The organism is Ruegeria sp. CG1, from assembly GCF_056537265.1.
On record NZ_JBQFRF010000001.1, the window covers coordinates 1068451 to 1093383 of the forward strand.

At 58.6% G+C, this 24933-nt stretch carries 30 protein-coding genes; 15 read left to right on the top strand and 15 right to left on the bottom strand.

Features of this window, described 5'->3' with window-relative positions; translation table 11 throughout:
- Positions 1-107: 107 nt before the first annotated feature.
- The 5 genes from ACR0AU_RS05330 to rpiA form a co-directional block, all read right to left on the bottom strand.
- Entirely contained in the window at positions 108-302 is a 195-nt protein-coding gene (locus ACR0AU_RS05330) for a DUF2065 domain-containing protein (RefSeq protein ID WP_170393554.1), read from the bottom strand.
- Positions 302-1198 carry a protease modulator HflC gene (gene hflC / locus ACR0AU_RS05335; protein WP_170393556.1) on the bottom strand — a complete coding sequence of 299 codons (897 nt, stop codon included), beginning with the start codon at positions 1196-1198 and terminating at the stop codon, positions 302-304. Before hflC ends, ACR0AU_RS05330 begins: the two co-directional genes overlap by 1 nt.
- On the bottom strand, positions 1198-2340 hold the full coding sequence (hflK, locus tag ACR0AU_RS05340) for an FtsH protease activity modulator HflK (RefSeq protein ID WP_170393723.1): 1143 nt from the start codon (positions 2338-2340) through the stop codon (positions 1198-1200). The genes hflC and hflK overlap by 1 nt, the downstream gene beginning before the upstream one ends.
- Positions 2341-2412: 72 nt before the next feature.
- Complete coding sequence (gene gor / locus ACR0AU_RS05345) at positions 2413-3771, bottom strand: glutathione-disulfide reductase (protein ID WP_170393558.1); 1359 nt, start codon at positions 3769-3771, stop codon at positions 2413-2415.
- 129 nt (positions 3772-3900) lie between these two features.
- Positions 3901-4686: a ribose-5-phosphate isomerase RpiA gene (gene rpiA, locus ACR0AU_RS05350; RefSeq protein ID WP_480795374.1), complete on the bottom strand. Its 786-nt coding sequence runs from the start codon at positions 4684-4686 to the stop codon at positions 3901-3903.
- A 167-nt stretch (positions 4687-4853) separates the two neighbouring features.
- On the opposite strand from rpiA, the gene ACR0AU_RS05355 reads away from it, so the two are divergent.
- From ACR0AU_RS05355 to ACR0AU_RS05370, 4 genes are read left to right on the top strand one after another with little or no spacing between them, the layout of a single operon-like run.
- Positions 4854-5555, top strand: coding sequence for a glutathione S-transferase family protein (locus ACR0AU_RS05355; protein ID WP_480795375.1), 702 nt, complete (start codon positions 4854-4856; stop codon positions 5553-5555).
- A gap of 1 nt (position 5556) precedes the next feature.
- Positions 5557-6930, top strand: a complete 1374-nt coding sequence (locus ACR0AU_RS05360) for an L-serine ammonia-lyase (protein WP_170393564.1) — start codon at positions 5557-5559, stop codon at positions 6928-6930.
- A gap of 27 nt (positions 6931-6957) precedes the next feature.
- Positions 6958-7374: a GFA family protein gene (locus ACR0AU_RS05365; protein ID WP_170510657.1), complete on the top strand. Its 417-nt coding sequence runs from the start codon at positions 6958-6960 to the stop codon at positions 7372-7374.
- 45 nt (positions 7375-7419) lie between these two features.
- A complete protein-coding gene (locus tag ACR0AU_RS05370) occupies positions 7420-8334 on the top strand; it encodes a DMT family transporter (protein WP_480795376.1) in 915 nt (304 codons plus the stop codon).
- Here ACR0AU_RS05370 and ACR0AU_RS05375 read toward each other — a convergent pair.
- Positions 8279-8986, bottom strand: coding sequence for a thiamine diphosphokinase (locus ACR0AU_RS05375; protein WP_170645837.1), 708 nt, complete (start codon positions 8984-8986; stop codon positions 8279-8281). The genes ACR0AU_RS05370 and ACR0AU_RS05375 overlap by 56 nt on opposite strands.
- A gap of 120 nt (positions 8987-9106) precedes the next feature.
- Here ACR0AU_RS05375 and ACR0AU_RS05380 point away from each other — a divergent pair, with 120 nt between their 5' ends.
- Positions 9107-10795, top strand: coding sequence for a hypothetical protein (locus ACR0AU_RS05380; protein ID WP_480795377.1), 1689 nt, complete (start codon positions 9107-9109; stop codon positions 10793-10795).
- A gap of 98 nt (positions 10796-10893) precedes the next feature.
- Here ACR0AU_RS05380 and ACR0AU_RS05385 read toward each other — a convergent pair whose 3' ends face one another.
- The 6 genes from ACR0AU_RS05385 to nthA all read right to left on the bottom strand — a co-directional run bounded on the left by ACR0AU_RS05385 (position 10894) and on the right by nthA (position 15050).
- The gene (locus ACR0AU_RS05385; RefSeq protein WP_170404917.1) at positions 10894-11601 is read right to left on the bottom strand and encodes a YfaZ family protein; all 708 of its coding nucleotides are present in this window, start codon (positions 11599-11601) and stop codon (positions 10894-10896) included.
- A 79-nt stretch (positions 11602-11680) separates the two neighbouring features.
- Positions 11681-11923: a DUF2842 domain-containing protein gene (locus tag ACR0AU_RS05390; RefSeq protein WP_170731856.1), complete on the bottom strand. Its 243-nt coding sequence runs from the start codon at positions 11921-11923 to the stop codon at positions 11681-11683.
- Positions 11923-13215 carry an adenylosuccinate synthase gene (locus tag ACR0AU_RS05395; RefSeq protein WP_170393577.1) on the bottom strand — a complete coding sequence of 431 codons (1293 nt, stop codon included), beginning with the start codon at positions 13213-13215 and terminating at the stop codon, positions 11923-11925. Before ACR0AU_RS05395 ends, ACR0AU_RS05390 begins: the two co-directional genes overlap by 1 nt.
- Before the next feature lie 220 nt (positions 13216-13435).
- Positions 13436-13765, bottom strand: a complete 330-nt coding sequence (locus tag ACR0AU_RS05400) for a nitrile hydratase accessory protein (protein ID WP_170510675.1) — start codon at positions 13763-13765, stop codon at positions 13436-13438.
- Entirely contained in the window at positions 13762-14439 is a 678-nt protein-coding gene (gene nthB, locus ACR0AU_RS05405; RefSeq protein WP_170731853.1) for a nitrile hydratase subunit beta, read from the bottom strand. The genes ACR0AU_RS05400 and nthB overlap by 4 nt, the downstream gene beginning before the upstream one ends.
- The gene (nthA, locus tag ACR0AU_RS05410) at positions 14436-15050 is read right to left on the bottom strand and encodes a nitrile hydratase subunit alpha (protein WP_170511094.1); all 615 of its coding nucleotides are present in this window, start codon (positions 15048-15050) and stop codon (positions 14436-14438) included. Before nthA ends, nthB begins: the two co-directional genes overlap by 4 nt.
- Before the next feature lie 151 nt (positions 15051-15201).
- Here nthA and secG point away from each other — a divergent pair, with 151 nt between their 5' ends.
- The 6 genes from secG (at position 15202) to ACR0AU_RS05440 (ending at position 19567) form a co-directional block, all read left to right on the top strand.
- Positions 15202-15570, top strand: a complete 369-nt coding sequence (gene secG / locus ACR0AU_RS05415) for a preprotein translocase subunit SecG (protein WP_010439184.1) — start codon at positions 15202-15204, stop codon at positions 15568-15570.
- 159 nt (positions 15571-15729) lie between these two features.
- Positions 15730-17373: a CTP synthase gene (locus tag ACR0AU_RS05420; protein ID WP_170421030.1), complete on the top strand. Its 1644-nt coding sequence runs from the start codon at positions 15730-15732 to the stop codon at positions 17371-17373.
- A 102-nt stretch (positions 17374-17475) separates the two neighbouring features.
- A complete protein-coding gene (locus ACR0AU_RS05425; RefSeq protein WP_170393586.1) occupies positions 17476-18252 on the top strand; it encodes an isocitrate lyase/PEP mutase family protein in 777 nt (258 codons plus the stop codon).
- A gap of 71 nt (positions 18253-18323) precedes the next feature.
- Positions 18324-18617 carry a DUF1330 domain-containing protein gene (locus tag ACR0AU_RS05430; RefSeq protein WP_170393588.1) on the top strand — a complete coding sequence of 98 codons (294 nt, stop codon included), beginning with the start codon at positions 18324-18326 and terminating at the stop codon, positions 18615-18617.
- Between the two features lie 41 nt (positions 18618-18658).
- Positions 18659-19108, top strand: a complete 450-nt coding sequence (locus ACR0AU_RS05435; protein WP_170393590.1) for a tellurite resistance TerB family protein — start codon at positions 18659-18661, stop codon at positions 19106-19108.
- Positions 19109-19129: 21 nt separating this feature from the next.
- On the top strand, positions 19130-19567 hold the full coding sequence (locus ACR0AU_RS05440; protein WP_170393592.1) for a tellurite resistance TerB family protein: 438 nt from the start codon (positions 19130-19132) through the stop codon (positions 19565-19567).
- Between the two features lie 31 nt (positions 19568-19598).
- Here ACR0AU_RS05440 and ACR0AU_RS05445 read toward each other — a convergent pair whose 3' ends face one another.
- Entirely contained in the window at positions 19599-20177 is a 579-nt protein-coding gene (locus tag ACR0AU_RS05445) for a disulfide bond formation protein B (protein WP_170393594.1), read from the bottom strand.
- A gap of 9 nt (positions 20178-20186) precedes the next feature.
- The gene (locus ACR0AU_RS05450) at positions 20187-20342 is read right to left on the bottom strand and encodes a DUF5993 family protein (protein ID WP_223118239.1); all 156 of its coding nucleotides are present in this window, start codon (positions 20340-20342) and stop codon (positions 20187-20189) included.
- A 366-nt stretch (positions 20343-20708) separates the two neighbouring features.
- Here ACR0AU_RS05450 and ACR0AU_RS05455 point away from each other — a divergent pair, with 366 nt between their 5' ends.
- From ACR0AU_RS05455 to ACR0AU_RS05470, 4 genes are all read left to right on the top strand, one after another.
- Complete coding sequence (locus tag ACR0AU_RS05455) at positions 20709-21485, top strand: ABC transporter ATP-binding protein (RefSeq protein ID WP_170393596.1); 777 nt, start codon at positions 20709-20711, stop codon at positions 21483-21485.
- 33 nt (positions 21486-21518) lie between these two features.
- A complete protein-coding gene (locus ACR0AU_RS05460) occupies positions 21519-22268 on the top strand; it encodes a transporter substrate-binding domain-containing protein (RefSeq protein WP_170393598.1) in 750 nt (249 codons plus the stop codon).
- Positions 22269-22348: 80 nt separating this feature from the next.
- On the top strand, positions 22349-23236 hold the full coding sequence (locus ACR0AU_RS05465) for an ABC transporter permease (RefSeq protein WP_170393600.1): 888 nt from the start codon (positions 22349-22351) through the stop codon (positions 23234-23236).
- On the top strand, positions 23233-24039 hold the full coding sequence (locus ACR0AU_RS05470; protein WP_170393602.1) for an ABC transporter permease: 807 nt from the start codon (positions 23233-23235) through the stop codon (positions 24037-24039). The genes ACR0AU_RS05465 and ACR0AU_RS05470 overlap by 4 nt, the downstream gene beginning before the upstream one ends.
- Here ACR0AU_RS05470 and ACR0AU_RS05475 read toward each other — a convergent pair.
- On the bottom strand, positions 24036-24863 hold the full coding sequence (locus ACR0AU_RS05475; protein ID WP_480438403.1) for a M90 family metallopeptidase: 828 nt from the start codon (positions 24861-24863) through the stop codon (positions 24036-24038). The two genes, ACR0AU_RS05470 and ACR0AU_RS05475, sit on opposite strands and share 4 nt — an antisense overlap.
- Between the last annotated feature and the right edge of the window lie 70 nt (positions 24864-24933).

Below are 24933 nucleotides of genomic sequence, written 5' to 3' on the forward strand. Positions count from 1 at the left end.
CTCTGTTGGCATCACCTGGATGCCCTTCTTTGCAACCAATGTAGTCAGTTTGTCCCGGCCCGCAACTCGGGATCGCGGGGAAATCACCGGTGCGTGAAACCATCGCATCAAAAACCGACCTGATATGCGCCCCACAGCAGCACCAGCCCACTGACCACACAAAGCAGCCCGACCAGCCGCCGCGCCTGTTCCGGCAACGCGCGCAGCGCCTCAAGCATGCGTTCAATAAGCGAAGGGGCCAGCGCATAGGCCAGCCCCTCGACAATCAGTACCAGCCCGAAGGCCAGAAGGATCATGCCCATCACTCAGCGGCCGCAGCTGCCGGTGCCCGACGCCCGGTCGGAGAAGCAAGGTAGTTGAAAAACTCCGAGTCCGGGCTCAGGATCAACGAGCTGTTGCTGCCTTGCAGAGCGTTCTCGTAAGCAGTGAGCGACCGGTAGAATTCAAAGAATTCCGGATCGGCGCCGTAGGCTTCGGCAAAGATCGCGTTGCGTTCGGCATCCGCCTCACCGCGAATGATCTCGGCCTCACGGTTGGCGTCGGAAACCAGTTCAACCACGGTCCGGTCGGCCTGCGCGCGCACACGCTGCGCGGCTTCGTTACCGCGGGCGCGTTCGTCGGTCGCTTCACGTTCACGTTCTGCCTTCATCCGGTCAAACGTCGCCTCAAGGTTGGCCTGCGGCAGATCGGTCGCCTTCAGACGCACGTCGATTACGTTCACGCCCAGCGCACGTGCCTGTGCAATCGCGCTGTTGCGGATACGCAGCATCAGTGCGGCACGATCCGAGCTGAGGATGTCACGGGACGAAACCGAACCCAGTACTTCGCGGGTTTCGGCGCGCAGAATGCGGTCCAGACGATCCTCGGCAACCGGGATACCGCCGACACCAACGGCCTGACGGAACTGTTCCAGATCAGAAATCCGGTAGCGTGCGAAGGCATCGACCACCAGACGACGATCGTCCAGAGGCGTCACTTCCAGCGGCTGAACGTCAATCGACAGGATACGGTCGTCATACCGCACCACTTCCTGAATCAGCGGGATTTTGAATGCCAGCCCCGGATCTTCCTTAACCGCAACAACGCGACCAAATTGCAGAACCAGAGCGCGCTCACGCTCGTCCACGATGAAGATCGAGGACAGAACACCGACTATCGCAAGAAAGATGATCGGCAGAATAAACGTTGTCTTACGCATCAGTTGCTCTCCCCTGCAGGGTTACGGCGCAACTCGTTGAGCGGCAGATAAGGCACGACGCCCTGCCCCGATCCTGTCGAGTTTTCATCCAGAATGATCTTGTCCACGTCACCCAGCACCTGCTCCATGCGTTCCAGATACAGACGTTTGCGGGTCACATCAGGTGCTTTGGAATACTCCTCCAAAACCGCGCTAAAGCGGCTGGCTTCACCCTGTGCACCGTTGATCTGCTGAGCACGATAGGCTTCGGCCTCTTCCAGCACCTGCGCCGCTTCACCACGCGCTTCGGCCAAAACGCGGTTGGCATAGGCGTCAGCGACGTTCTGCAACCGGTCACGCTCCTGCGCGGCGGCCTGAACGTCGCGGAACGCGGCAATCACGTCCTGCGGTGGGTCGGCCTTGTCAAAGTTCACACGAACGATGTTCACACCCGAATCGTAGCTGTCCATTGTCTCCTGAATCAGCTCCTGAAGGCGATCAGCAATGATACCACGATCCCGGTTCAGGATCGGCGCAAGCTCGCTTTGGGCAATAATCTCACGCATCGCCGATTCAGACACGGCGCGGATCGTCTGGCGCGGATCACGCAGGTTGAACAGGAATTTCGCCGGGTCATTGATGTTCCAGACAACCTGATAGTCGATATCGACCACATTCTCGTCGCCGGTCAGCATCAGACCATCGTCGCTGCCACGGGCACCGCCCATGTCTTCGTTCTGTTCGCGGGTGACCGGAATGACCTCGGCGGTCACAAACGGCCAAGGCGCAAAGTTCAGACCCGGATTTCCGACAGCCGAGAACTCACCCAGAAACAGTTCGACAGATTGTTCTTCGGGTTTGACTGTATAAAAGCTTGCTAGCCCCCACAGACCTGCCGCAACCAACAGACCGATCGCTACGGTTCCCTTGGTAAACGCGGGGCCACCGCCGCCGCCCGAACCATTTGTACCACGGCCACCGCCGCCGCGACCGCCCATCAGGACGCGCAGCTGTTCCTGGCCCTTTTTCATCAGCTCATCGATCTCGGGGATCTGCGGGCCGTCACCTTCGGGGGGCTTGCGCCCATCCCCGTTGTTACCCCGATTTCCTCCGCCTCCGGATGAGCCTCCGCCCCCCCAGGGGCCGCCGCTGTTGCCCGCCATATGTATCTTTTCCCTTGTGTTGGACCGTGTGATCACGGGTTCCCTTGTAACGTGTGTGCGCGCGCTTGCAAATCAAGCCGTGCGCACAGGTTGCCGCATTGTCACCAGTTCTTCGGCCATCACCGGATGAACTGCAACCGTACGGTCGAAATCTTCTTTGGTGGCACCCATCTTTACGGCAATTCCGGCAAGTTGGATCATCTCACCCGCGCCCGGCGCAACGATGTGACAGCCGAGGATTTTCCGCGTCTCTTGCGACACGATCAGCTTCATCAGCACGCGCTGTGTGCCTCCGGCAAACGCCTTCTGCATGGGCTTGAATGAGGTCGCATAAACCTCGATCGGTTCCTGTTCCGCAGCCGCTTCCTCGCTGAGGCCCACAGTACCCATTTCCGGCTGGGTAAAGATGGCGGTCGGGATCAGTTCGTGATCAACGGGCGTTGGGTTGCCTTTGAAGACGGTTTCGACAAAGGCCATGCCTTCGCGGATCGCCACAGGTGTCAGGTTCACCCGATCCGTTACATCGCCAATGGCAAAGATCGAGGGCACGCCTGTCTGGCTGTACTCATCCACGATGATCTCACCCTTGCGACCGCGCGCAACGCCCAAAGCCTCTAGCCCCAGATCATCCGCATTCGGCGCGCGACCAGTGGCATACATCACAACGTCGAACAGCTGCTCGGAGCCATTTGTGGCCTTCACCCAGATTTTGTCGCCTTGCTTTTTCATCTCAAGCACGTTGGTGCCCAGATGCAGGTCGATGCCGTTCTGGCACATCTCTTCACTGATCAGCCCGCGCGCCTCATCATCAAAGCCCCGCAGAATCTGCGCCCCGCGATAGAACTGAGTCGTTTTGACCCCCATCCCATTCATGATCCCGGCAAATTCACAGGCGATATATCCACCGCCAACGATCAGCATGGATTCGGGCAGTTCCTCCAGGTGGAAAATCTCATTCGAGGTGATCGCAAGATCAGATCCGGGGAACTCGGGTACAACCGGACGACCGCCCGTTGCGACAAGAATATGCTTGGCTGTCTTGCGGGTACCATCAGCCAGTTCCACCGTATGCGGATCAACGACATGGGCGCGCTGGTCGAAACTCTCGACACCATTGTTCTTCAGGATATTGCGGTAGATACCTTCCAACCGATCGAGCTCTGCGTGCAGCTTAACTTTGAAAGTGTTCCAGTTGAACGCACCCGGCTGCATGTCCCAGCCATAAGCCTGCGCGTCCCCGACCGTATCCGCGAACTCGCTAGCGAAAACCATCAGCTTCTTGGGTACACAGCCACGGATCACGCAGGTTCCGCCGTAACGATCCTCTTCCGCCAGAGCCACCTTGGCGCCGTTTTCACCCGCCGCCACCCGTGCCGCGCGAACTCCGCCCGAGCCGCCTCCGATGACGAACAGATCATAGTCAAAGCTCATGTACGAGTTCCTTTTATTCCGCGTGGCCAAAATTCACTGGATATCTGGGCGCAAATCCTGAACTGCCAACCCCTGGCGCGGGAAATAGTGATTTTTCTTCTGCAGTTTATCGCGCTACTTGCCTGATCTTTAGTCCGCCAGATCGGAAAACAGGTTGTCCCCACCGTCACCCAGCATATCGGTCAGGACTGTACCCTCATTGATATCACGCAATTCGACCCGGCCATCGCCATAACCAATGACAACCTTGTCGCAAATATCAATGAACAGCCCATTTTCGACCACACCCGGGATCTGATTCATTACCAGTGCCAATTGGCGGGTATTGCCGATCCGCTTGAGATGCAGGTCCAGAATGTGATTGCCCTCATCTGTAACCTTGGGCGCCTCACCGTTCATGCGCAAAGTGACCGAGGTGCCCAGCACATCCATTGTGTCCAGCGCTTCTTCAATCAGGGTGCGGGTGGTCTGCCAGCCGAACGGGATCACCTCAACCGGCAGAGGGAATGCGCCCAGCGTCTCAACCTCTTTGCCTGCATCCGCGATCACCACCATCTGATCGCTGGCTGTGGCCACAATCTTTTCCTGCAACAGCGCAGCACCACCGCCCTTGATCAGGTTGAACTCGCCATCAAACTCATCCGCGCCGTCGATTGTCAGGTCCAACCAGCCGGCCTGATCCAGCGAGACGACCTCGATCCCTTCTTCCCGCGCCAATTGCGCCGTCGCGGTCGATGTCGGAACGCCCTTGATTTTCAACCCTCCATCGCGCACCCGTTCACCCAGGCGGCGCACCAACCATGCGGCGGTCGAGCCTGTCCCCAATCCCACACGCATCCCGTCCTGAACAAGATCGGCGGCGCGACAGGCAGCAACGTATTTCGCTTTGTCGATGGGCGACAAGTCTCTGGTCATGGCAGCTTCCCCCAAGAATACTGCCAGACTTATACGGAATGCCCCGCGCAACTGCGAGAGGCAAAACACGCCATACCTGTGCTAACATGTCGCTGAAATACGCGTTTCCGATAGGAAACGTCGCAATCAGCCTCTATTGTGATCGCCAGACCCCCTAGATAGTCGCCATGGAATCGCCATACCGCCTGCACTACGCCCCCGACAACGCCTCGCTGGTGATCCGACTGGCGCTGGAAGAGATGGGCCTACCCTATGAGACCATACTGGTCGATCGCGCCCGTGATGCACAGAATAGTGCGGCGTATCGGGCGTTGAATCCGAACGGGCTGATCCCGGTGCTGGAGACGCCTCAGGGTCCGATCTTCGAGACCGCCGCAATCCTGCTGTGGGTGGCCGATGCGCACGGGCAGATGGCCCCTGCACCCGACAGCCCGGATCGTGCGGCTTTCCTGAAATGGCTGTTCTTCGCCTCCAATACCCTGCATGCCGATCTGCGCATCCTGTTCTATGCCGAGAAATACATCGCCGCGGATCAGGCCGACACGCTGCGCGCAGGCATACGGCCCCGGCTGCGTCAGCATCTGAACCTGCTGGACGCGCTGGCCAAGAACGCGCCGGATTGGTTCTGCGCTGATCACCCCTCGGCCCTGACAATCTACGTCGCCTGCATGATGCGCTGGATGGCGCTATACCCTGCTCAGGCGGATCGCAGCTGGTATCAGCTGGCTGACACGCCGTATCTGCAAACGATCCTGATGCAACTAGAATCACGCCACTCGACCCGTGCCGCCATTGGCGCCGAGGGGCTGGGGGTCACTCCCTTCACCTCGCCAACCTACGCCAACCCTCCAGAAGGCTCAGCTACCTGATATGTTTCTCTCTGTCTTCGATATGTTCAAAGTGGGCATTGGCCCATCCTCGTCTCACACCATGGGTCCTATGGTGGCAGCCGCGCGGTTCCTTGACCTGATGCGCGCCTCACCGTTCGAGTTTTCGGGCCTGCGCGGCTCGTTGCACGGCTCGCTGGCCTTTACCGGCGTCGGCCACGCCACCGACCGCGCTACCATTCTGGGCCTCGCCGGGTTTGTGCCTGACACCTATGACAACGACAAGGCCGAAGCCACACTGGCAGCTATCGCAGAATCCCATACGGTGACACCCGAAGGCCTGCCGACGCTGAGCTTTGATCCCAAAGCCGATCTGATCTTCGACTACGACAACAATCTGCCCGGTCATGCCAATGGTATGATCCTGATGGCCACTGACGCACAAGGCGATGTCATCCTGCGTCAGGTCTACTACTCCATCGGTGGAGGATTTGTTCTTACGGAAGAGGAATTGGCCGAAGGCAAGGCAACTGACGAAGGTGCGCCTGTGCCCTTCCCGTTCAAATCCGCCGCCGAAATGCTGCAAATGGCCAAAGACAACGGTAAAAGCATCGCTCAGATGAAGCGCGAAAATGAGATCGCGCGCGGTTGCGCGGATAGCTTTGCCAAAGGCACCGCGCGTCTTTGGCAGGTCATGAATGACTGCATCGAGCGTGGGCTAAAAACGGATGGCATCCTGCCCGGTGGTCTCAGCGTGCGCCGCCGCGCCAAAGGCATTCACGATGCCCTGCTGGCGGAACGAGGCATGAACCTGAATGCCCCGCATACGATCAACGACTGGATGAGCGTCTACGCCATGGCCGTGAACGAGGAAAACGCAGCCGGTGGGCAAGTTGTCACCGCCCCCACAAATGGCGCGGCAGGCGTGCTGCCATCAGTTCTGCGCTATTACCTCGATCACGTGCCCGGCGCGTCCGAAAGCCATATCGAGGATTTCCTGCTGACCGCCGCCGCCATCGGTGGTCTGGTCAAATTCAACGCTTCGATCTCGGGCGCTGAAGCGGGCTGTCAGGCCGAGGTTGGCAGCGCGTCAGCCATGGCTGCGGCAGGCATGTGCGCCGTGATGGGCGGTACGCCTGAGCAGGTTGAAAATGCCGCCGAGATCGCGTTGGAACACCACCTTGGCATGACCTGCGATCCAGTCGCGGGCCTTGTGCAGGTGCCGTGTATCGAGCGTAACGGATTGGGCGCGATTAAGGCCGTCTCGGCGGCCTCGCTGGCCCTGCGTGGCGACGGCAAGCACTTTATGCCTTTGGACGCGGCCATTGAAACGATGCGCCAGACCGGCGAGGATATGCACGAGAAATACAAAGAAACATCTTTGGGCGGGTTGGCCGTCAACGTGCCGAACTGCTGATCTGACAGCAAGAACAAGTGGGGTGACATGCGCGGACACTGCCTGTGCGGCAAGATTGGATACGAGGTTGATCCTCCGGTTCTGTCCTGTGTCACCTGCCATTGTGACAGCTGCCGTCGCCAATGCGCCGCTCCGATGACCACCTATTTCGGCGTGCGCGACGGCAATTGGCGCTGGATCGGGGAAGAACCGAAACGCTTCAACTCCTCCCCCGGGGTCGAGCGCAGCTTTTGTCCCCATTGCGGCACACCGATATCCTTCCGGTCGACGGTGATGTCGGATGTGATGCATCTCTACGTCGCGACACTGGAAAATCCCGAAGTACTCAGCCCGACCTTGCATGTCGCGCACGAGGAAAAGCTTAGCTGGCTGCAGCTTGGTGACGGCCTGCCCACCTGCATCGGCCCGGATTACACCAAAGTCCAACCCCTGCCCGACACCTGAGATCAGAGCTTCCCCCTGTGCCGCTAAAGCGCTAGCGTCGCGCACATGACTCAGGATCGTCCCGTTCTCGGCATCATTTTGATGCTCGGTTTTTGCGTGCTCGCACCGCTGGGTGACGGGATGGCAAAGCTGTTGGGTGAAACCACAGCTTTGGGACTGCTGGTACTGGTGCGGTTTGCTGTTCAGGCGATGATCCTGATCCCACTGATCGCGATGACCGGCAAGCCATGGAAGATGATGCCGCGCGTTTTGCGCCTGACGATGATCCGCACCCTTCTGCACATCATTGGTATCGCAGCGATGTTCACAGCGCTGCAATATATGCCGCTGGCCGATACCGTGGCCATCGCCTTTGTAATGCCCTTCATCATGCTGCTTTTGGGCAAATACGTACTGGGCGAACAGGTCGGCCCCCGTCGTTTGATCGCCTGTGTCGTGGGATTCATTGGCACCTTGCTGGTGATCCAGCCCAGCTTTGCTGAGGTCGGCGCGCCCGCCTTGCTGCCCCTGATCGTTGCGGTGGTCTTCGCCCTGTTCATGTTGGTTACGCGGCAGATCGCCAAGGAAACAGACCCGGTTGCACTGCAGGCGGTATCGGGGGCCATGGCTACCGTCTTTTTGCTTCCGATTGTCCTGCTGGGTTCCCAGATCGGCCTGCCAGCAATGTCCCTGACGATACCCACGGCCGAGACGCTCTGGCTGCTACTGGGGATCGGTGTGCTGGGCACCTTGGCGCATCTGCTGATGACATGGTCTCTGCGCTATGCGCCGTCTGCGACTCTGGCCCCGATGCAATATCTAGAGATTCCGGTCGCCACCCTGATCGGCTGGCTGATCTTCCACGATCTGCCAAACGGGCTGGCCGCGCTGGGCATCGGCATCACCATCGCCGCCGGGCTCTACGTTATCCTGCACGAGCGGGCCAACGCTCGGTCCGGCCCGACTGAAACGCCTGCATGACCTGATCCAACGCCGCGCGCGGCAGGATCGTCAGCAACCCGGGTCCATCGACCTCAAGCGTTAGCGCGCCTAGCGCTCGGTTTGAGGTTCCGACCTGCCCGTCCGGTTCTAGCACCAGATCATCAATCGGCCATTCCAGCCCCTCGCTGCGCCCGGTCACCCGCCGCAGCGGAAACAATGAAACCGTGTCTCCTACTGTGAGCTCCAGACTGATCCTGGGTGGCGCATGAAAGACAATTTCTCGTGCGCCCAACAGGACACAAGGCCGATCCTGCAACCGAACCAGAGTATTGAACGCCACCAACTGATGATCCACCCGCGCGCCCAGAAATCCTGCTGCCAGCACCACAGGCGCATCCATATTGCGCAGCGCCTTGTCAAAATCGGTGCTGTTCTGCTCGGATATCCGGAACAACCGATCCTTGGGAATCCGGGCCCGATATTCTGCCGTAATCGAGTCCAAATCGCCGATCACTGCGTCCGGCATCCGTCCCGAATCAATCAACGCAGCCGCACCGCCATCCGCCGCAACGGCAGAATTGACGCGATTTAGCACCAGATTCACATCCTCTGAACAGATTTCGCCCCCACCAAACAGCCCGATTGGCCCGCCAGAGCGAACAATTGCCCCATTTTCCACAAGATTGACCATATTTTCCAGTTTTGGACATAATGAAACCACAAAATGATAGCTTCATGGCTAGAGTTTCGAGTCGGTTGCCCCTGCTGTGTCTGGTAGTCGACCTGGTAGTTTGTAAAGGACATGCGTCTGATGGTACAGAACAACAAGGTACTCACCGTTTCATACGGCACCTTCTCGTGCACCCTCGAAGGTTTTGACGATTCATTTGAAACAATGAAGGCGATCGCCGAGTATTTCCGGGACCTTGCAGCGGATGACCGATACTTCGGATCGGAACCCCCTCAGCCTGACGCCGAGATGCTGACCCGGATCGCACAGCGGGACGCCGCACAGAAGGTTGAAGCCAGCCAGAACGAGACCGGCCTGTTGCTGCGCGCAACGGAAGCCGCCCCGGTTGCAGCACCGACCCCCGCTGCAATTGCGCCAGCCACAACACCTGAACCTGTTCAGCCTGTCGCGGATGTTGTTCCCCCTGCTCCGTCTGCTCCGCAATCCGACGATGCCCCCGCCGCTGACAGTATCGCAGCCAAGCTGCAGCGAATCCGGGCTGTTGTTTCGCATTCCGATGCTGCCCCTGCCGGATACTCTGAAGACGAAGACGTCAGCTATCTGCAGCCTGTGAAGCCAAAGGTCGATGCAATCTCTGCCGCTTTTGAGTCCGGCGCGCTGAGCCCGGCCGATCTGGAAGACACTGCTACGGACGACGCTCCGGCAACGGCCCCGCAGGTCGAACAGCCTGCCGAACCCGCGCAAATGGCAACGATTGCCGAGCTGCCGGTTGAGGACGAAGAACCACTCGCGCCTGCCGCTATCGAGCAGGACGAAGTCGAAGCAGCCCCGATCATCTCACCGGCGATCACTGCCGAACTTGAAGACGAGGACGAAGCGCCCGAACAGCCGTCGGCCGATGTCACGGACAAGGACGTGTTGTTCTCGGACCTCGACGACGAATCTGAAACTGAAGACGAAGGCCCGTCAAACATCCTGAATGGCCAGGACGACACCGACGAAGACGACACCGACGAAGATGAAACATCACCGGATCTTACCGGCCTCACCCATGGCGTCATCTCGGCCGAGGATGAGGCGCTGCTGCTTGACGAAATGGCGCTGGTAGAATCCGAGCTGGCGGCAAACACGACGGCTGAGCTGCCCGATATGACGGGTTTGGATCAGGACGTATCGCGCCTGATGGACGAAGCGGGCGCCCATATGGATGATCCTGCCACCAGCGGCCAGCGCGAAACATATTCTCACCTGCGCACTGCCGTTGCTGCAACCGAAGCAGACCGCGAAGATGGCGCAGACAAATCTCAGACCCCCGAGGATGATTATCGCGGTGATCTGGCCTCGGTCGTCAATCCACGCCGACCCGAGATCGAGGTCACCAGTGAACGCCCCACCCCGGATGCTGCCGCACCATTGAAACTGGTGGCTGAACAGCGGGTGGATACCGAAACGGCTGACACCGGCCCGGTGACACCGCGCCGTGTCACCTCGGCGGACGAGGAATCTGCAGATGAAGAAGGTGGTTTTGCAGCCTTTGCGCAAGAACAGGGTGCCCAATCACTACTCGACCTGCTGGAAGCTGCCGCGGCTTATCTGTCCTTCATCGAAGGTCAGGAGCAGTTCTCACGTCCACAGCTGATGAACAAAGTTCGCTCGCTCAAGCAGGAATCGTTCAACCGCGAAGAAAGCTTGCGCTCATTCGGTCAGTTGCTGCGGGACGGCAAAATCGAAAAGGCCGGAGGTGGCCGTTTTGCCGCCTCAACCCAAATCGGGTTCCGCCCGAACGACGACGAGCGTGCCGCTGGCTGACTCCAAGATCCCCAAATACCCCCTCAAGACAAAATTGGGCCAGAGGAAACTCTGGCCCTTTTTCGTTCCGTGGCTGGCAGCCAAAAAGCCAATCAAGTTCAGAAGTTGAACGCCAGCGCCACGTAAGGGCCGGTCAGGATCAGATCAATCACATCGCGCCCGTCTTCAAACTCAACATCCAGATGGCGATACCCGCCCGCAACGTTGATATTCTCACGCCACTTCCAACTAGCCTGCACCAGCGCCTCCCACTGGAATTCCGAGCCATAACCGAAGCCGCCGATATTGCCCATCGCTGTGAGGCTCCAGCGGTCATTCAGCGCGTAGTTATAGCGTGCGCCGATCAACGGGTCGGTCCAGCTTTGATCTGTGCTGAAGGTGCGATCCAGCACGGTGGTCGAAACATCCAGGTCCCAATGGCGCAGCCCGGCCAACGCTTCCAACCGTGACCGATCATCCTGATAGACCGCATAGCTGGCCGCCAGTGAGACCATCGTGCCCTCAAGATCCCAACTGGCTGCATCGTCAAACCGACCGACCGAGACATCGTCACCCAAATTGAGATAATTGAACTCACCACCAATGGTCCAACGCCCATTTCGGGCCTGACCAGCGATCAGGAACGCGCCCTTCAGAATGTCGAAGATCGAGGTATCCCCGTTCACCGGCGGGTTTGGTCCCACGTCCAGTGAGGTTCTGAATTCCGGCCCCCAGAAATAAGGCGCAATGGTATAGCGCCAATCATCGGCCTGAGCGCTGCTCGCGATACATGTTGTGGTAACCGCCGCTAATACCCGGTTTTTCATGCCCTATCTGCCTCTGGTTGCCGCTATAGAAAGTTGCAAACATCGTGCCACGCAGAAGACACCAAGACAATCGGGCGGCTTAGCTTTGATCTTGATCCGGGTCCTCTTTGCCCACCCCGCGGAAGACAAATTTGAACGGCAACGCCCAGACAATGCCAAGCGCGACATATACCAGAAGTTCCAGCCAGATCGGCGGGCGATCCAGCCAGTTCACGATTGTCACAACCGCAACGATATAGATGGGGAGCCCGATCAGCAGCAGCACCAATGACCACCGCCGACGTGCCTTATAGCTGAGGCCGGGTTTGTCGTTTCTGCTCATCAATCTGCAAACGGGTCGGTCACCAGAATGGTGTCCTCCCGCTCCGGGCTGGTGGACAAAAGGGCGACCGGACATTCGATCAATTCCTCGACGCGGCGCACGTATTTGATCGCGTTCGCAGGCAAGTCTGCCCAACTGCGCGCGCCTTCGGTGGATTCGCTCCAGCCCGGCATCTCTTCGTAAATCGGCGTGCAACGTGCTTGCTGGTCGGCGGCGGTCGGCAGATAGTCCAGACGATCGCCATCCAGCTCATACCCGACACAAATTTTCAGCGTCTCGAACCCGTCCAATACATCCAGTTTGGTCAGGGAGATGCCGTTCACGCCGCTGGTCGCGCAGGTTTGGCGTACCAGACAGGCATCGAACCAACCACAACGGCGTTTGCGCCCCGTCGTGGTGCCGAACTCATGCCCCCGTTCGCCCAGGCGTTGGCCATCTTCGTCGTCTAATTCGGTTGGGAAAGGCCCCTCACCCACGCGGGTCGTGTACGCCTTGACGATGCCCAAAACGAAGTCGATCGAACCCGGCCCAATCCCAACGCCTGTCGAGGCCTGGCCCGCAATTACATTCGACGATGTCACAAACGGATAGGTCCCGAAATCGATATCCAGCAGCGCACCCTGTGCGCCTTCGAACAGGATTCGCTTGCCTGCCTTGCGCTTCTCGTTCAGCACCTTCCACACCGGTGCTGCGAAAGGCAAAATCTGCGGCGCGATCTCTTTCAACTGCGCAATCAACGCGTCACGATCAATAGGTTCCAACCCCAGCCCATTGCGCAGCGCATTGTGATGGACCAGAGCCCGATCGACCCGCAGCGCCAGCGTCGCATCATCAGCCAGATCAGCCACCCGGATTACACGCCGACCAACCTTGTCTTCATAGCATGGACCGATCCCGCGACCGGTCGTGCCGATCTTGGCCACCGAGTTCTGGCTTTCGCGCGCACGATCCAGCTCGCCATGGAACGGTAGGATCAGCGGGGTGTTCTCGGCAATCATCAGCGTCTCGGGCGTGATATCGACACCCTGCGCGCGGATGGTACCGATCTCTTTGATCAGGTGCCAAGGGTCCAGAACGACCCCATTACCGATCACGCTCAGCTTTCCACCGCGTACCACGCCCGAAGGTAGCGCATGCAGTTTGTAAACCTCACCCTCAATGACCAGCGTGTGCCCGGCATTATGTCCACCCTGAAAACGCGCGATCACATCCGCTCGCTCACTGAGCCAGTCGACGATCTTGCCTTTTCCTTCGTCGCCCCACTGGGCGCCGACAACAACCACGTTGGCCATATCCGGTCCTTTTGCGCTGAATATTCAAACCCGGCTCATATAGCCGGGCACAGACGGCAGGGAAACCGATATTTCGCCGCAGATACAAATCGTGCCGCTCGCGATGCCTCCGGTGGAGGTGATTTTGGCCAGATGAAGAGCGGATCCCCTGCTTCATCTGGCCAAAAGTACCTCGGGGGAGTCGCCCGGACGGGCGGCGGGGGCAGCGCCCCCTCTGCTTTTAGCGCAATTGTACGGGATGACCGTGGGGTGTTGTCAGGTAAGCCTCTTCCCATGCATTGCGAAGATCCTGGACATCATCAGTGGGCGCTTCCCCCTGCTCAGCCAGCAGCGCCTCCAAGGTCTCCAACCAAGCGTGAAAGTAATCGTCCCCACCATCCAGATCTTTTTTGAGGCCGTTCCGTTTCAAAGTATTGGAAAACCGTTCCGCCCAGTCCGGCCAATCAAACCGGCCCGCTTCGTTCAAGGCCACTGTGACCGCAAAAACCTGCGCGTGCCAGGGCTCGGCAAAAATCGGCTCGGGGGCTGAGTGAGTGATACAATCGCTCATGCGGGCTCCAAATAAGACTGCCAGAGGTCCAGCACGACTTCATCCGCCGGGTGCTCAGGGTTTGCCCAAAGTTCTGAGGCGGGAAACACGACCGCGTAGAGCGGCTCAGGGGCTTCACCCAACCCATGGGCGTTGGAATCCGGCAGGACATGAGTGCCATGCAGCCTGAGGATGCGACCCGTTGCACCCGCGGCATAGATCGGCAACCGGGTGTGGCCGCCATCAACCAGTCGATTGGCGCTCTGGCCCAATGCTCGGACTGCTTGTCCGGCTTGAAACCGAACTTCGACGTTCGACGGGCGATCTGCGGGTCCACCTTTGGCCAAAGCGCCTGCGACGGCGTCAGCCTTCAGGGTACGCTCAGTCAGAGGATGAACACCATCCCCGTCAACACCGCGCAAATCATCAAGCGTCAGGACACCCTTTTCGACCAGAAGATCAGCCAGACCAGACATCCATTTCTCATAGTAAGAAAACCGCGCGTAGTCCGTAGGAGACAGTTTTTCACGCGCGTGGCGTGAAACATCGATGTTCCATTGCCCCAGAAACCCCGCAGCGAGCGTTACCGCCAGCGCCCTACCGTGCCAGTCTTCGGCAAACACCGGCGCGTCTTCGGGTTCCGGGTTCACCGGACCATCACCAAAGCGCCCTCCCATATCATGTACGCGCGTCATGACGGCACCTTGGGTAGCCCAGTGCCGATCATGCTGTCGCGGGTGACCAGCGCCGCCAATTCGTCCGCGTTCAATCCTTCTGTGCCCTCTGGGCGCATCGGCAGGACGAGGTAACGAATTTCGGCCGTCGAATCCCAGACGCGAACCGATGTACCTTCGGGCAAGGTAACACCAAACTCAGACAGGACCTTGCGCGGCTCTCGCACGGCGCGGGCGCGGTAGGCGTCAGATTTGTACCAGCCGGGTGGAATTCCTAGCAGCGGCCACGGGTAACAGCTGCACAAGGTGCAGACGACCATGTTGTGCTGTTCAGGCGTGTTCTCGACGACCACCATATGCTCACCCTGACGACCGTAATAGCCCAGATCCGCCACGACTGATGTGGCGTCTGCCAGCAGTGAGGCTTTGAAATCGGGATCACTCCAAGCCTTTGCAACAACATGCGCGCCGTTCTGTGGCCCTATCTTGTTCTGATAAGTATCGATGATTTCATCCAGCGCTGCAGGATCAATCAGACCCTTGCGGGTCAGAATCGTCTCAAGCGCTTTGACGCGCAGCGCGGGTTCGGGAGGCAACAGGGCGTGCGGGTGGTCGTGATCATCATGTGGCATGAGGCGCAGCCTGCGCGACAGCACAGCGCTCTGTCCAGTCTCTTTGGTGTGATATGAAACATCACCGCACGTGATGCCAACTCGTGACTTGCCCCCGCTGGCAAACTTGCATAAGTACCACGCGATACACGCCACGCTGTACAGGACCACCATGGAAAACGTCGTTCTCATCATCCACCTTCTTCTGGCCTTGGGCCTGATTGTCGTTGTGCTGATGCAACGTTCCGAAGGCGGCGGCCTTGGCATGGGTGGCGGTGGCGGCGGGGCCATGACGGGCCGCGCGGCAGCAACGGCGTTGGGCAAGCTGACATGGATCCTGGCCGCGTGCTTTATCGTCACCTCGATCACGCTGACGATTCTGGCGGCCCAGAAATCTTCTGGCAGCTCGGTGATTGACCGTTTGGGCGTGCCTGCCCCGGCCCCGGCTGAGGAAAGCGCTCCGGCAGTCCCATCGGCAGATGAATTGTTGCCGCCGGCGCAGGGCGACAATGCTCCGCTGATCCCGCAGGCGGCCGACTAAGCCACAAAACCTAGAAAATCATAAGGGAACTGCAACAGCATCTTGCGGTTCTCTTGCGCTATGTGCGCGAATCCTTTATACGTGAAGTCCCGTGATGCAGCGGTTTTTTCGAACCGCCGGGCAGCTAATAATGACGTCTCACGGGAGCAGCCGAAAAACATGGCGCGTTTTATTTTCATCACTGGTGGTGTGGTTTCGTCCTTGGGCAAAGGACTGGCTTCGGCGGCGTTGGGATCGCTGTTGCAGGCCCGGGGATATTCGGTGCGTCTGCGCAAGCTGGACCCCTATCTAAACGTCGATCCGGGCACCATGTCGCCCTTCGAACATGGCGAAGTATTCGTTACCGATGACGGCGCTGAAACCGATCTGGACCTTGGCCATTACGAACGCTTCACCGGTGTGGCGGCACGCAAGACCGACTCGGTCAGCTCGGGGCGGATTTATTCCAACGTGCTGGAGAAAGAACGCCGTGGAGATTACCTCGGCAAAACCATTCAGGTGATCCCGCACGTCACGAATGAGATCAAGGATTTCATCGCGATTGGCGAGGATGAAGTTGATTTCATGCTCTGTGAAATCGGCGGCACCGTAGGTGATATTGAGGGCCTGCCCTTCTTTGAAGCGATCCGCCAGTTCAGTCAGGACAAGCCGCGCGGTCAGTGTATCTTCATGCACCTGACGTTGCTGCCCTATATCAAAGCCTCGGGCGAGTTGAAAACCAAGCCAACCCAGCACTCGGTGAAAGAGTTGCGCTCGATCGGTCTAGCCCCCGACATTCTGGTCTGCCGGTCCGAGGGACCGATTCCAACCAAAGAACGCGAAAAGCTGGCCCTTTTCTGCAATGTCCGCCCTGACAGCGTGATTGCCGCACAAGACCTCAGCACCATCTACGACGCCCCGCTGGCCTATCACCGTGAAGGTCTGGATCAGGCGGTTCTGGACGCATTCCAGATCAGCCCGGCCCCCAAGCCCGATCTGGCCAAATGGGAAGACGTCAGCGACCGCATCCACAACGCCGAAGGCGAAGTGAAAGTAGCCATCGTCGGCAAATACACCCAGCTTGAAGATGCCTACAAGTCAATTGCCGAGGCCCTGACCCATGGCGGCATGGCCAACCGCGTCCGCGTCAAGATCGAGTGGGTCGATGCCGAGGTGTTTGACAACGAAGACGCCGCACCTCATCTGGAAGGCTTCCACGCCATCCTGGTCCCCGGCGGCTTTGGCGAGCGTGGGACAGAAGGCAAGATCAAGGCCGCTCAATATGCGCGTGAACACAAAGTGCCCTATCTGGGCATCTGTCTGGGCATGCAGATGGCCGTGATCGAAGCCGCACGCAACGCGGCGGGAATCACCGAAGCCGGGTCCGAGGAATTCGACCACGAGGCTGGCAAAAAGCGTTTTGAACCCGTTGTTTACCACCTGAAAGAATGGGTACAAGGCAACCACAAGGTCGAACGCAAAGTCGGAGACGACAAGGGCGGCACCATGCGTTTGGGCGCCTATAACGCGGTTCTGGCCGAAGGCTCGAAGGTCGCGGAAGTCTATGGCGGCACCCAGATTGAGGAACGCCACCGTCACCGCTACGAGGTCGACATTAAGTACCGCGACAAGCTGGAAAAGGCGGGCCTGAACTTCTCGGGCATGTCCCCGGATGGTCGTTTACCGGAAATCGTCGAATGGTCGGATCACCCATGGTTTATTGGTGTTCAGTATCACCCGGAACTGAAATCCAAACCCTTCGACCCGCACCCCCTGTTCCGCGAATTCGTGCGCGCCGCGAAAGACACCTCGCGTCTGGTCTGATCACGGGCCGATAACAGATTTGTACCAGTCGGCGCGAAATATCTTTACGCGCCGGCGGTTTGCACGGTTAACTGCCGCCATAGCAGCGACAGGAGACCGGCCATGACCGATCAGATTACCCAAGCAGAAACATTTGCCGCCCTGCACAAGAAGGGTGATCCGGTCATCCTCTATAACATTTGGGACCCCGGCAGCGCCGTCGCTGTACGCGATGCAGGGGCCAAAGCGCTGGCGACTGGCAGTGCTCCGGTCGCGATGGCGCAGGGGTTTTCGGACGGCCAGAACATCCCGTTTGAGTTGGCGTTAGACAACGCTCGCCGCATTGTCGAGGCGGTTGATATACCGGTCACCATGGACCTCGAAGGCGCTTATGCCGAGGATACTTTTGGCATATCGGCCAATGTCAAACGCGCGCTGGAAACCGGTGTAATCGGCTTTAACTTCGAAGATCAGGTCGTTGGAACTAAAGATCTTTATGACATCGAAACACAGGCAGCGCGTGTCGCTGCGATGCGCGAAAGCTGTGACGTGGCCGGTGTTCCCGCCTTCATCAACGCCCGCACTGACATCTTCCTCAAAGCCGCTCCGGACACGCATGATCAAGCGATGCTGGATGACGCCATGGCCCGCGCGGCCGCCTACGCCGATGCCGGAGCCAGCGGGTTCTTCGCGCCGGGCCTGAAAGACGAATCCATGATCGGCCAGCTTTGCGCGGCCACCGACCTGCCGGTCAACATCATCGCCCTGCCCGGCACGCCTGACACGCCGACGCTGGCGAAACTCGGCGTGGCCCGGATCAGCTATGGCCCGGTTCCCTATCGGCAAATGACCGCTTGGTTACAGGATTCAGCACGCGCCGCGCTGCAATCCGGTGGATGATCCACTTTTAGGGGATTGCATTTCAACCTGTTCCTCCGCACCTTGCATCCGATACCAGCGGAGGACACCTTGTGGCCAAAGGATACTGGGTTGCCCATGTCGATGTAGACGACATTGAAACCTACAAATCTTACATTGCTGCCAATGCGGCCCCATTCGCCGATTACGGGGCCAAGTTTCTTGTACGCGGCGGCGAGAGGAGCGAGCCTGAAGGCAAGGCTCGCGCCCGCACAGTTGTCATCGAATTTCCCAGCTATGAACAGGCGCTGGCCTGCTATGAAAGCGATGCCTATCAAGCCGCCAAGGCCTTGCGCGATCCGGTTTCGACCGGCGATCTTGTGATTATTCAGGGCTATGAGGGCTAGCACCGCTTGGCGCGCCTCGAATTACGGAATATCCTGCCGATATGTTGAAAAAATTCTTCCAGGCCTTTCGGCCGCCGCAACATGACAAACTGCCCGATCCTGATGCCGAACTGGCCCTGGGAGCATTGCTGGTACGTGTCGCGCAGGCCGACCGCGACTACAAGCTGGAAGAGATCAGCCTGATCGACCGCATTCTTGCGCGACTTTACCAGCACAATGCGATCGAGGCCGCCAAGGTCCGCGCCACCTGCGAAAAATTGCACGCAGCTGCTCCGGAAACAGATACATTCGGCAAACTGATCCGCGAAACCACCGATCTTCAGGAACGCTTGGCCGCGCTTGACGCCCTGTGGGAGGTCGTGCTGGCCGATGGCAACTCGGACGAGGGCGAGGTCAAGATCGTCGAAGAAGCCCGCATTGCCATGGGCCTCAGCTTCAACGACAGCAAAGCGGCACGCGAGCGGATACAAAGCCGCTTGGAAGCGACCTAGGCTATCTCTATATAAACGCTTATGTTCAGTGATTTCCTGTCCCGGCTCACGCAGCCGCAGCCCGACCCGCTTGTCGAAGATGATGCCCGTCTGGCCCTCACCGCCCTGTTGGTGCGTATCGCTCGGTCCGACAACGACTATGCCGATACCGAAATGGCCCGAATCGACCGCATCTCGGCCGAACGCTACGGCCTGTCGCCATTTGAGGCCGCAGCCCTGCGCGCCCGAGCCGAAGACCTTGAAGCCGAGGCGCCCGACACCGTCCGCTTTACTCGCGCCATCAAAGAGGCGATCGCCTATGACGACCGCCTGGCCGTTGTGCAGGCCATGTGGTCGGTCGCACTGGCGGATGGGCACCGCAGCGGTGAAGAGGATTCTCTGCTACGCCTTGTCGTCAGCCTGCTCGGCGTGAGCGATGTGGATTCGGCGCTTGCAAGACAAAAGGCGGCGAAGGTCTGATCAACCGGCAAGCCTTTGGGCGTTGTCAGCGCTATGAATCGCTGCCTTCAAGCTCATTCAGAAACTTGTAGTCTGTCGGCGGATCGTCACAGATGCCGGGCCCACACTCCAAAAGCGCCGAACCAGCGTTCGCGACAGCCAATGCCAAAATCAGGAAAAACGCTGTTTTGGCCAATGTACTTCCTCCGAAGCGTTCGGTTGCCCGAACGTCCGACGCAAGATCATACTGCTTCTCGAATACCAGCATGATTGCGGTGCCAAGGATGATCAAACCAAAGGCAACTCCCGCCCAGGTATAGAAGTGTAGGCCCAGAACCGGGGAGCCGTAGTGCCCTGTTCCGGGCACGATATGCAGCAGAATCTGCCGGATCGAAACACTGATCCCAAAGATCGCCGCCACCAGCACGATGCCATAGTTTCTGGCGCGCGTACCCCACAACAGGTTAAGAGCAAGCCCGAACCCAACGGCCACGAATCCCACGCGTTGGAGCAAACATAACGGACAGGGCAGTTCGTAAAGGACAAGCTGAAAGTAGAAGGCAAGCACCAGAACCAGGCAAACCGCCAGTGCACCAATCGCATTCATGTTACGAGCAAATTCAGGTGACATTGGACGACCTCACAGTTGAATCGTTAAGGGGGTCGTGGCGTGAAACTTCAGCCAGTAGGCACTAGCCAAAAGCGTCAGCACGAACAATGCGTATGAAATTCTGACCAGCTTAAAGTATGCCAGCACCATCGTGCCGGCGAACAATGCAAATAATAGCGCGATCACAAGAAGCCCCTTACGTGAATTGAATTCGTATATTTCAATCTTTAACTCAAAACGAATTATTCCCAAATTCAAACAGTTTTGGTGATTGGATCAAGCCAGTTCAATAAATTTGGTTTCGCTGAGGATCACCTCGATTGATCCGGAATCCTGTGACCTGAATCTCTGGGCCGCAATCAAGAGATTGATCTGGCTGACCTGTCGATAATGGTGCATCGAGCCACAGAATGCGCCCAACAAACTGACAGTTTAGACAGCGCGACCGCCCGATTTGGCAATTTCGCTGCGTGAACTTGTCAATTGCGCATTGCATTAGCCCGATTTTTCAGCCCTATTACCGCACCAACACCAATCATATCTGGACTGCCCGTGACAGACGCCGCTCCCGTCATTGAGATCAAGAACCTGCACAAAAGCTTTGGCCAACTCGAGGTGCTCAAGGGCGTGGACATCACCGCGCATCGCGGCGACGTCGTGTCGCTGATCGGATCATCCGGCTCGGGGAAGTCTACCCTGCTGCGCTGCTGCAATCTGTTGGAAGACAGCCAAGAGGGCGAGATTCTGTTCAAAGGCGAGCCCGTCCGTTGGACTGGCAGCCACAATCATCGCCGTCCCGCCGATCCCAAGCAGGTGCTGCGCATCCGCACAAATCTGTCGATGGTGTTCCAGCAGTTCAATCTGTGGGCCCATATGACCATCCTGCAGAATGTGATGGAGGCTCCGGTCACTGTCATGGGCCGCGACAAGGCCGAGGTCGAAGACAGCGCGCGCAAATATCTGGAAAAGGTCGGCATCGGCGACAAATGCGACGTCTATCCGGCGCAACTATCGGGCGGACAGCAACAACGCGCCGCAATCGCACGTGGGCTGTGCATGGAACCTCAGGCGCTGCTGTTTGACGAACCGACCTCAGCGCTCGATCCCGAACTGGAACAGGAAGTGATCAAAGTGATCAAGGATCTGGCCGCAGAAGGCCGCACCATGATCATCGTGACCCATGACATGAAGATGGCTGCGGATATCTCCAGCCACGTTGTGTTCCTGCATCAGGGCCTGATCGAAGAAGAGGGTTCAGCCGAAGACATTTTCACTGCCCCTGAATCCGAACGGCTTCAGGGCTTTCTCTCCGCCACTCAGGCGGCTTAACCAACGGACAGAACCAATAAAGGGGAGTAACTCATGAAAAACCTGATTCTGACCACCGCAGCGCTGGCGTTGACCGCCGGTATCGCAATGGCCGAAACTGTGCGCATGGGCACCGAGGGCGCCTACCCTCCGTACAACTTCATCAATGATGCTGGTGAGATCGACGGCTTCGAGCGTGAAGTCGGTGACGAGCTGTGCAAGCGCGCTGGTCTGGAATGCGAATGGGTCAAGAACGACTGGGATTCGATCATTCCGAACCTGGTCTCGGGCAACTACGATACCATCATCGCCGGCATGTCGATCACTGACGAACGCGATGAGGTCATCGACTTTACCCAGAACTACTACCCGCCGACCGCCTCAGCTTACGTAGCTGCTTCAGATGGCGCTGACACGAAAGGTGGCATCGTCGCTGCACAGACCGCAACCATTCAGGCCGGTCACGTTGCTGAATCCGGCGCGACTCTGGTCGAATTCGCCACCCCCGAAGAAACCATCGCCGCCGTGCGCAACGGCGAAGCGGATGCGGTGCTGGCGGACTATGACTTCTTGGTCCCGATTGTTGAGGAATCCGGTGGCGAGCTGGTCTTTGTCGGCGATCTTGTCCCGCTGGGCGGTGGCATCGGCATGGGCCTGCGCGAGAGCGACGCAGAACTGCGCGGCAAGTTCGATGACGCTATTTCGTCCATGAAGGCGGACGGCACGCTCAACGAGATGCTGGTCAAATGGTTTGGCGAAGGTATCGCTACATACAACACAGACGGCTCGGTCGTAACCAACTAAGCCCTCCGTCCAATTGTCCGGCGCGTGCGCGCGCCGGACCTGCCGGACCTGAGACCGGCCAGACGTTCGAAAGACGCCTTATGTTCTCCTACTGCGCTGATCCTGACACGCTGGGCACGTTCCGCTGGTTCTCGTGCTATCTGACCAATGGCGTCCACTGGTCGTTCTACTTGTCGTTCTTCAAGGTGCTGGGTCTGCTGGCCGTCACCGCCCCGGTCGCCCTGAGCTTCGGTTTTGCCGGCGCTATGGCAGCGCGATCGCATTTCCCGCCGCTTAGCTGGCTGGGTAAGGCCTATATCGCCATCGTGCGTGGCGTGCCTGATATCGCTTTCTTTCTGTTCTTCGTGATCGCTCTGGATCAGGGCTTTGAATGGCTGCGCCATAAAGTGCTCTGCCCCGAATGGACCGATCCGGTGCGGCAGGGCAACGACTTCATCGTCTGTCAGGCCGCCAAGCTGCCGCTGGGCACTGCACCCGAATGGGTGCATGAAACCTACGGCTTCTTCCTTGCCGTCGTCACATTCTCTATCGTGTTCGGCGCGTTTGCCGCCAACGTCCTGTTCGGCGGCATGCGCGCTGTACCACACGCCCAGCTTGAGACGGCCGCAGCCTACGGCATGACACGCCGCCAGACCTTTTGGCGTATCCTGGTGCCGCAAATGTGGGTCTACGCCCTACCCGGCCTATCGAACCTGTGGATGGTGCTGATCAAGGCCACGCCACTGCTGTTTCTGCTGGGCATCGAAGATATCGTCTATTGGGCGCGCGAGTTGGGCGGCACAAAAACATCCCGCTTTACCGATTACCCTCATGGCGACTGGCGCATGTGGTACTTCCTCGCCCTGCTGATCTTCTACCTCGGCATGACCCGCGTCTCGGAAATCGGGCTTGAGAAACTGATGCGCCGCCTGTCCCATGGTCAGGCCACATCGGGCGGAGAGCTTCTGCGCAAGGAGACCACCGCATGAGCTGCATCCAGACCATTCAGGACTACGGCCTCCGTTCGCTGGGCTTTGGCGAGCGCCTGCTGCCCAAAACCGATTTCACCCTGTGCGAGCACTTCACGCTGATCGGCTCGGGCATGATCTGGAATATCTATTTCGGGATCATGGCGATGGTCACGGGGTTCTTCCTCGCCACCGCGTTGGCCGTCGGCAAAGCCTCGTCGAATAAATGGCTGCGTAAACCGTCCGAGTGGTTCATCTTTTTGTTCCGCGGCTCGCCGCTGTTCATCCAGTTCTTCTTCGCCTATTTCTTCTTCCTTTCGCTGAAGAAGCCCTATCCGATGTTCGACGCCTTCACCTCGGCCTGGCTGGGGGCGCTGATCGTGCTGTTCCTGAATACTTCCGCCTATTCGGGCGAGATCTTCTATGGCGCCCTTCGTTCAATCCCCAAGGGCGATATCGAAGCCGCCGACGCCTATGGCATGTCCGGTTGGTCGCGCTTCCGACGTATCGTTTGGCCCACAATGCTGCGGCTGGCGTGGCCCGCCTATACGAACGAAGCGATCTTTGTCTTCCAGTCCACCACACTGGTCTTCTTCTCGGCCTTCCCGGCCTGGCAACAACGGGGCGACGCGCTCTATTACGCCAGCTACTTCGCGGACAAGACTTTCAACCCGTTCATCCCCTACCCGATTCTGGCGTTCTATTTCATCCTGCTGACGCTGGTCATCGTTTGGGGCTTCGGAAGGGTCAACAAACGCCTGAACCGCCACCTACCTGCCGAGCGGAAAGCCAAGATGCGCTTCCGACTAAATCTGGCGCGCTAAGCCCACTCCACCGGGTTCAGCCGGAACAGTTTCGAAAGCTGCTCATAGACCTCGGGCACCTCGTGCTTCAGCGCCTTCGGGCGCTCAAAGAACACTTCAACCGAAACGGCAAAGAACTCTTCATGCCCGGTCGCGCCATACGGATCGATGACTGTCCGCCGCCCGCTTTCAACCGCATCGACATGCGCGTCATAGGCGCTCAGGAACACCTTTTCCCATTCCGCGAATGTCTGCCCTTCACTCAGGATCGGTACGCCATTTGTACCCCCGGACAGATCATCGATCTGATGCGCAAATTCATGCAGCACTACGTTCTGCCCGTCGCGATCATCCAGAGCGCCCTGCTGGCTGTGTGCCCATGATAAAATGACCGGTCCGCGATCCCAGCTTTCCCCGGTCCGCACTATCTCTTTCTCGGACACGACATAGCCCGAGCGCCGCTGCTGCTTTGACTTGAACGCATTGGGATAGATCAGAATGGTCGTCAGATTGTCATACCAAATGTCGCTATTGATCACGAGCAAACAGGCCTGCGCCGCAATCGACAGCTCCATCTCCTCAGTCACTTCCAACCCGTCGCAGCCGTAGAAGCTCACTTGATCCAGAAACAGGTTCACCTTGCCATCCAAGTGGCTGCGCAGCCCGGCGGGCAGCCGCCGGATGATGGGAACTTGCTGATCAATGATGTCCCGTTGATCCGAGGTCAGACGCGTCGCCAACAGCGCCGCGCGGGCCTGTCTCTTGGACCAGACGTAATAGCCGACCCCGCCTGCGATCAGTAACACTATGGTAAGAAAGATGAACATATATGAGACTATAGGCATCGCTACGCCCGGCACAATCGGGCACCTGAATGTTGTACAACTCGGAAGACAGCGGTCTCGACCACTGTAC

What these genes read in the sequence shown, in the direction of transcription:
- hflC (WP_170393556.1), bottom strand. Translation starts at nt 1,198, where the DNA reads ATGCGTAAGACAACGTTTATTCTGCCGATCATCTTTCTTGCGATAGTC.
- nthB (WP_170731853.1), bottom strand. Translation starts at nt 14,439, where the DNA reads ATGACGCGCGTACATGATATGGGAGGGCGCTTTGGTGATGGTCCGGTG.
- secG (WP_010439184.1), top strand. Translation starts at nt 15,202, where the DNA reads ATGGAAAACGTCGTTCTCATCATCCACCTTCTTCTGGCCTTGGGCCTG.
- ACR0AU_RS05365 (WP_170510657.1), top strand. Translation starts at nt 6,958, where the DNA reads ATGCGCGGACACTGCCTGTGCGGCAAGATTGGATACGAGGTTGATCCT.
- ACR0AU_RS05400 (WP_170510675.1), bottom strand. Translation starts at nt 13,765, where the DNA reads ATGAGCGATTGTATCACTCACTCAGCCCCCGAGCCGATTTTTGCCGAG.
- ACR0AU_RS05425 (WP_170393586.1), top strand. Translation starts at nt 17,476, where the DNA reads ATGACCGATCAGATTACCCAAGCAGAAACATTTGCCGCCCTGCACAAG.
- ACR0AU_RS05445 (WP_170393594.1), bottom strand. Translation starts at nt 20,177, where the DNA reads ATGTCACCTGAATTTGCTCGTAACATGAATGCGATTGGTGCACTGGCG.
- ACR0AU_RS05360 (WP_170393564.1), top strand. Translation starts at nt 5,557, where the DNA reads ATGTTTCTCTCTGTCTTCGATATGTTCAAAGTGGGCATTGGCCCATCC.
- ACR0AU_RS05435 (WP_170393590.1), top strand. Translation starts at nt 18,659, where the DNA reads ATGTTGAAAAAATTCTTCCAGGCCTTTCGGCCGCCGCAACATGACAAA.
- ACR0AU_RS05420 (WP_170421030.1), top strand. Translation starts at nt 15,730, where the DNA reads ATGGCGCGTTTTATTTTCATCACTGGTGGTGTGGTTTCGTCCTTGGGC.
- ACR0AU_RS05380 (WP_480795377.1), top strand. Translation starts at nt 9,107, where the DNA reads ATGGTACAGAACAACAAGGTACTCACCGTTTCATACGGCACCTTCTCG.
- ACR0AU_RS05395 (WP_170393577.1), bottom strand. Translation starts at nt 13,215, where the DNA reads ATGGCCAACGTGGTTGTTGTCGGCGCCCAGTGGGGCGACGAAGGAAAA.
- ACR0AU_RS05355 (WP_480795375.1), top strand. Translation starts at nt 4,854, where the DNA reads ATGGAATCGCCATACCGCCTGCACTACGCCCCCGACAACGCCTCGCTG.
- ACR0AU_RS05440 (WP_170393592.1), top strand. Translation starts at nt 19,130, where the DNA reads ATGTTCAGTGATTTCCTGTCCCGGCTCACGCAGCCGCAGCCCGACCCG.
- ACR0AU_RS05460 (WP_170393598.1), top strand. Translation starts at nt 21,519, where the DNA reads ATGAAAAACCTGATTCTGACCACCGCAGCGCTGGCGTTGACCGCCGGT.
- ACR0AU_RS05465 (WP_170393600.1), top strand. Translation starts at nt 22,349, where the DNA reads ATGTTCTCCTACTGCGCTGATCCTGACACGCTGGGCACGTTCCGCTGG.
- ACR0AU_RS05390 (WP_170731856.1), bottom strand. Translation starts at nt 11,923, where the DNA reads ATGAGCAGAAACGACAAACCCGGCCTCAGCTATAAGGCACGTCGGCGG.
- ACR0AU_RS05475 (WP_480438403.1), bottom strand. Translation starts at nt 24,863, where the DNA reads ATGCCTATAGTCTCATATATGTTCATCTTTCTTACCATAGTGTTACTG.
- nthA (WP_170511094.1), bottom strand. Translation starts at nt 15,050, where the DNA reads ATGCCACATGATGATCACGACCACCCGCACGCCCTGTTGCCTCCCGAA.
- ACR0AU_RS05330 (WP_170393554.1), bottom strand. Translation starts at nt 302, where the DNA reads ATGGGCATGATCCTTCTGGCCTTCGGGCTGGTACTGATTGTCGAGGGG.
- ACR0AU_RS05385 (WP_170404917.1), bottom strand. Translation starts at nt 11,601, where the DNA reads ATGAAAAACCGGGTATTAGCGGCGGTTACCACAACATGTATCGCGAGC.
- ACR0AU_RS05375 (WP_170645837.1), bottom strand. Translation starts at nt 8,986, where the DNA reads ATGGTCAATCTTGTGGAAAATGGGGCAATTGTTCGCTCTGGCGGGCCA.
- gor (WP_170393558.1), bottom strand. Translation starts at nt 3,771, where the DNA reads ATGAGCTTTGACTATGATCTGTTCGTCATCGGAGGCGGCTCGGGCGGA.
- ACR0AU_RS05370 (WP_480795376.1), top strand. Translation starts at nt 7,420, where the DNA reads ATGACTCAGGATCGTCCCGTTCTCGGCATCATTTTGATGCTCGGTTTT.
- ACR0AU_RS05470 (WP_170393602.1), top strand. Translation starts at nt 23,233, where the DNA reads ATGAGCTGCATCCAGACCATTCAGGACTACGGCCTCCGTTCGCTGGGC.
- hflK (WP_170393723.1), bottom strand. Translation starts at nt 2,340, where the DNA reads ATGGCGGGCAACAGCGGCGGCCCCTGGGGGGGCGGAGGCTCATCCGGA.
- rpiA (WP_480795374.1), bottom strand. Translation starts at nt 4,686, where the DNA reads ATGACCAGAGACTTGTCGCCCATCGACAAAGCGAAATACGTTGCTGCC.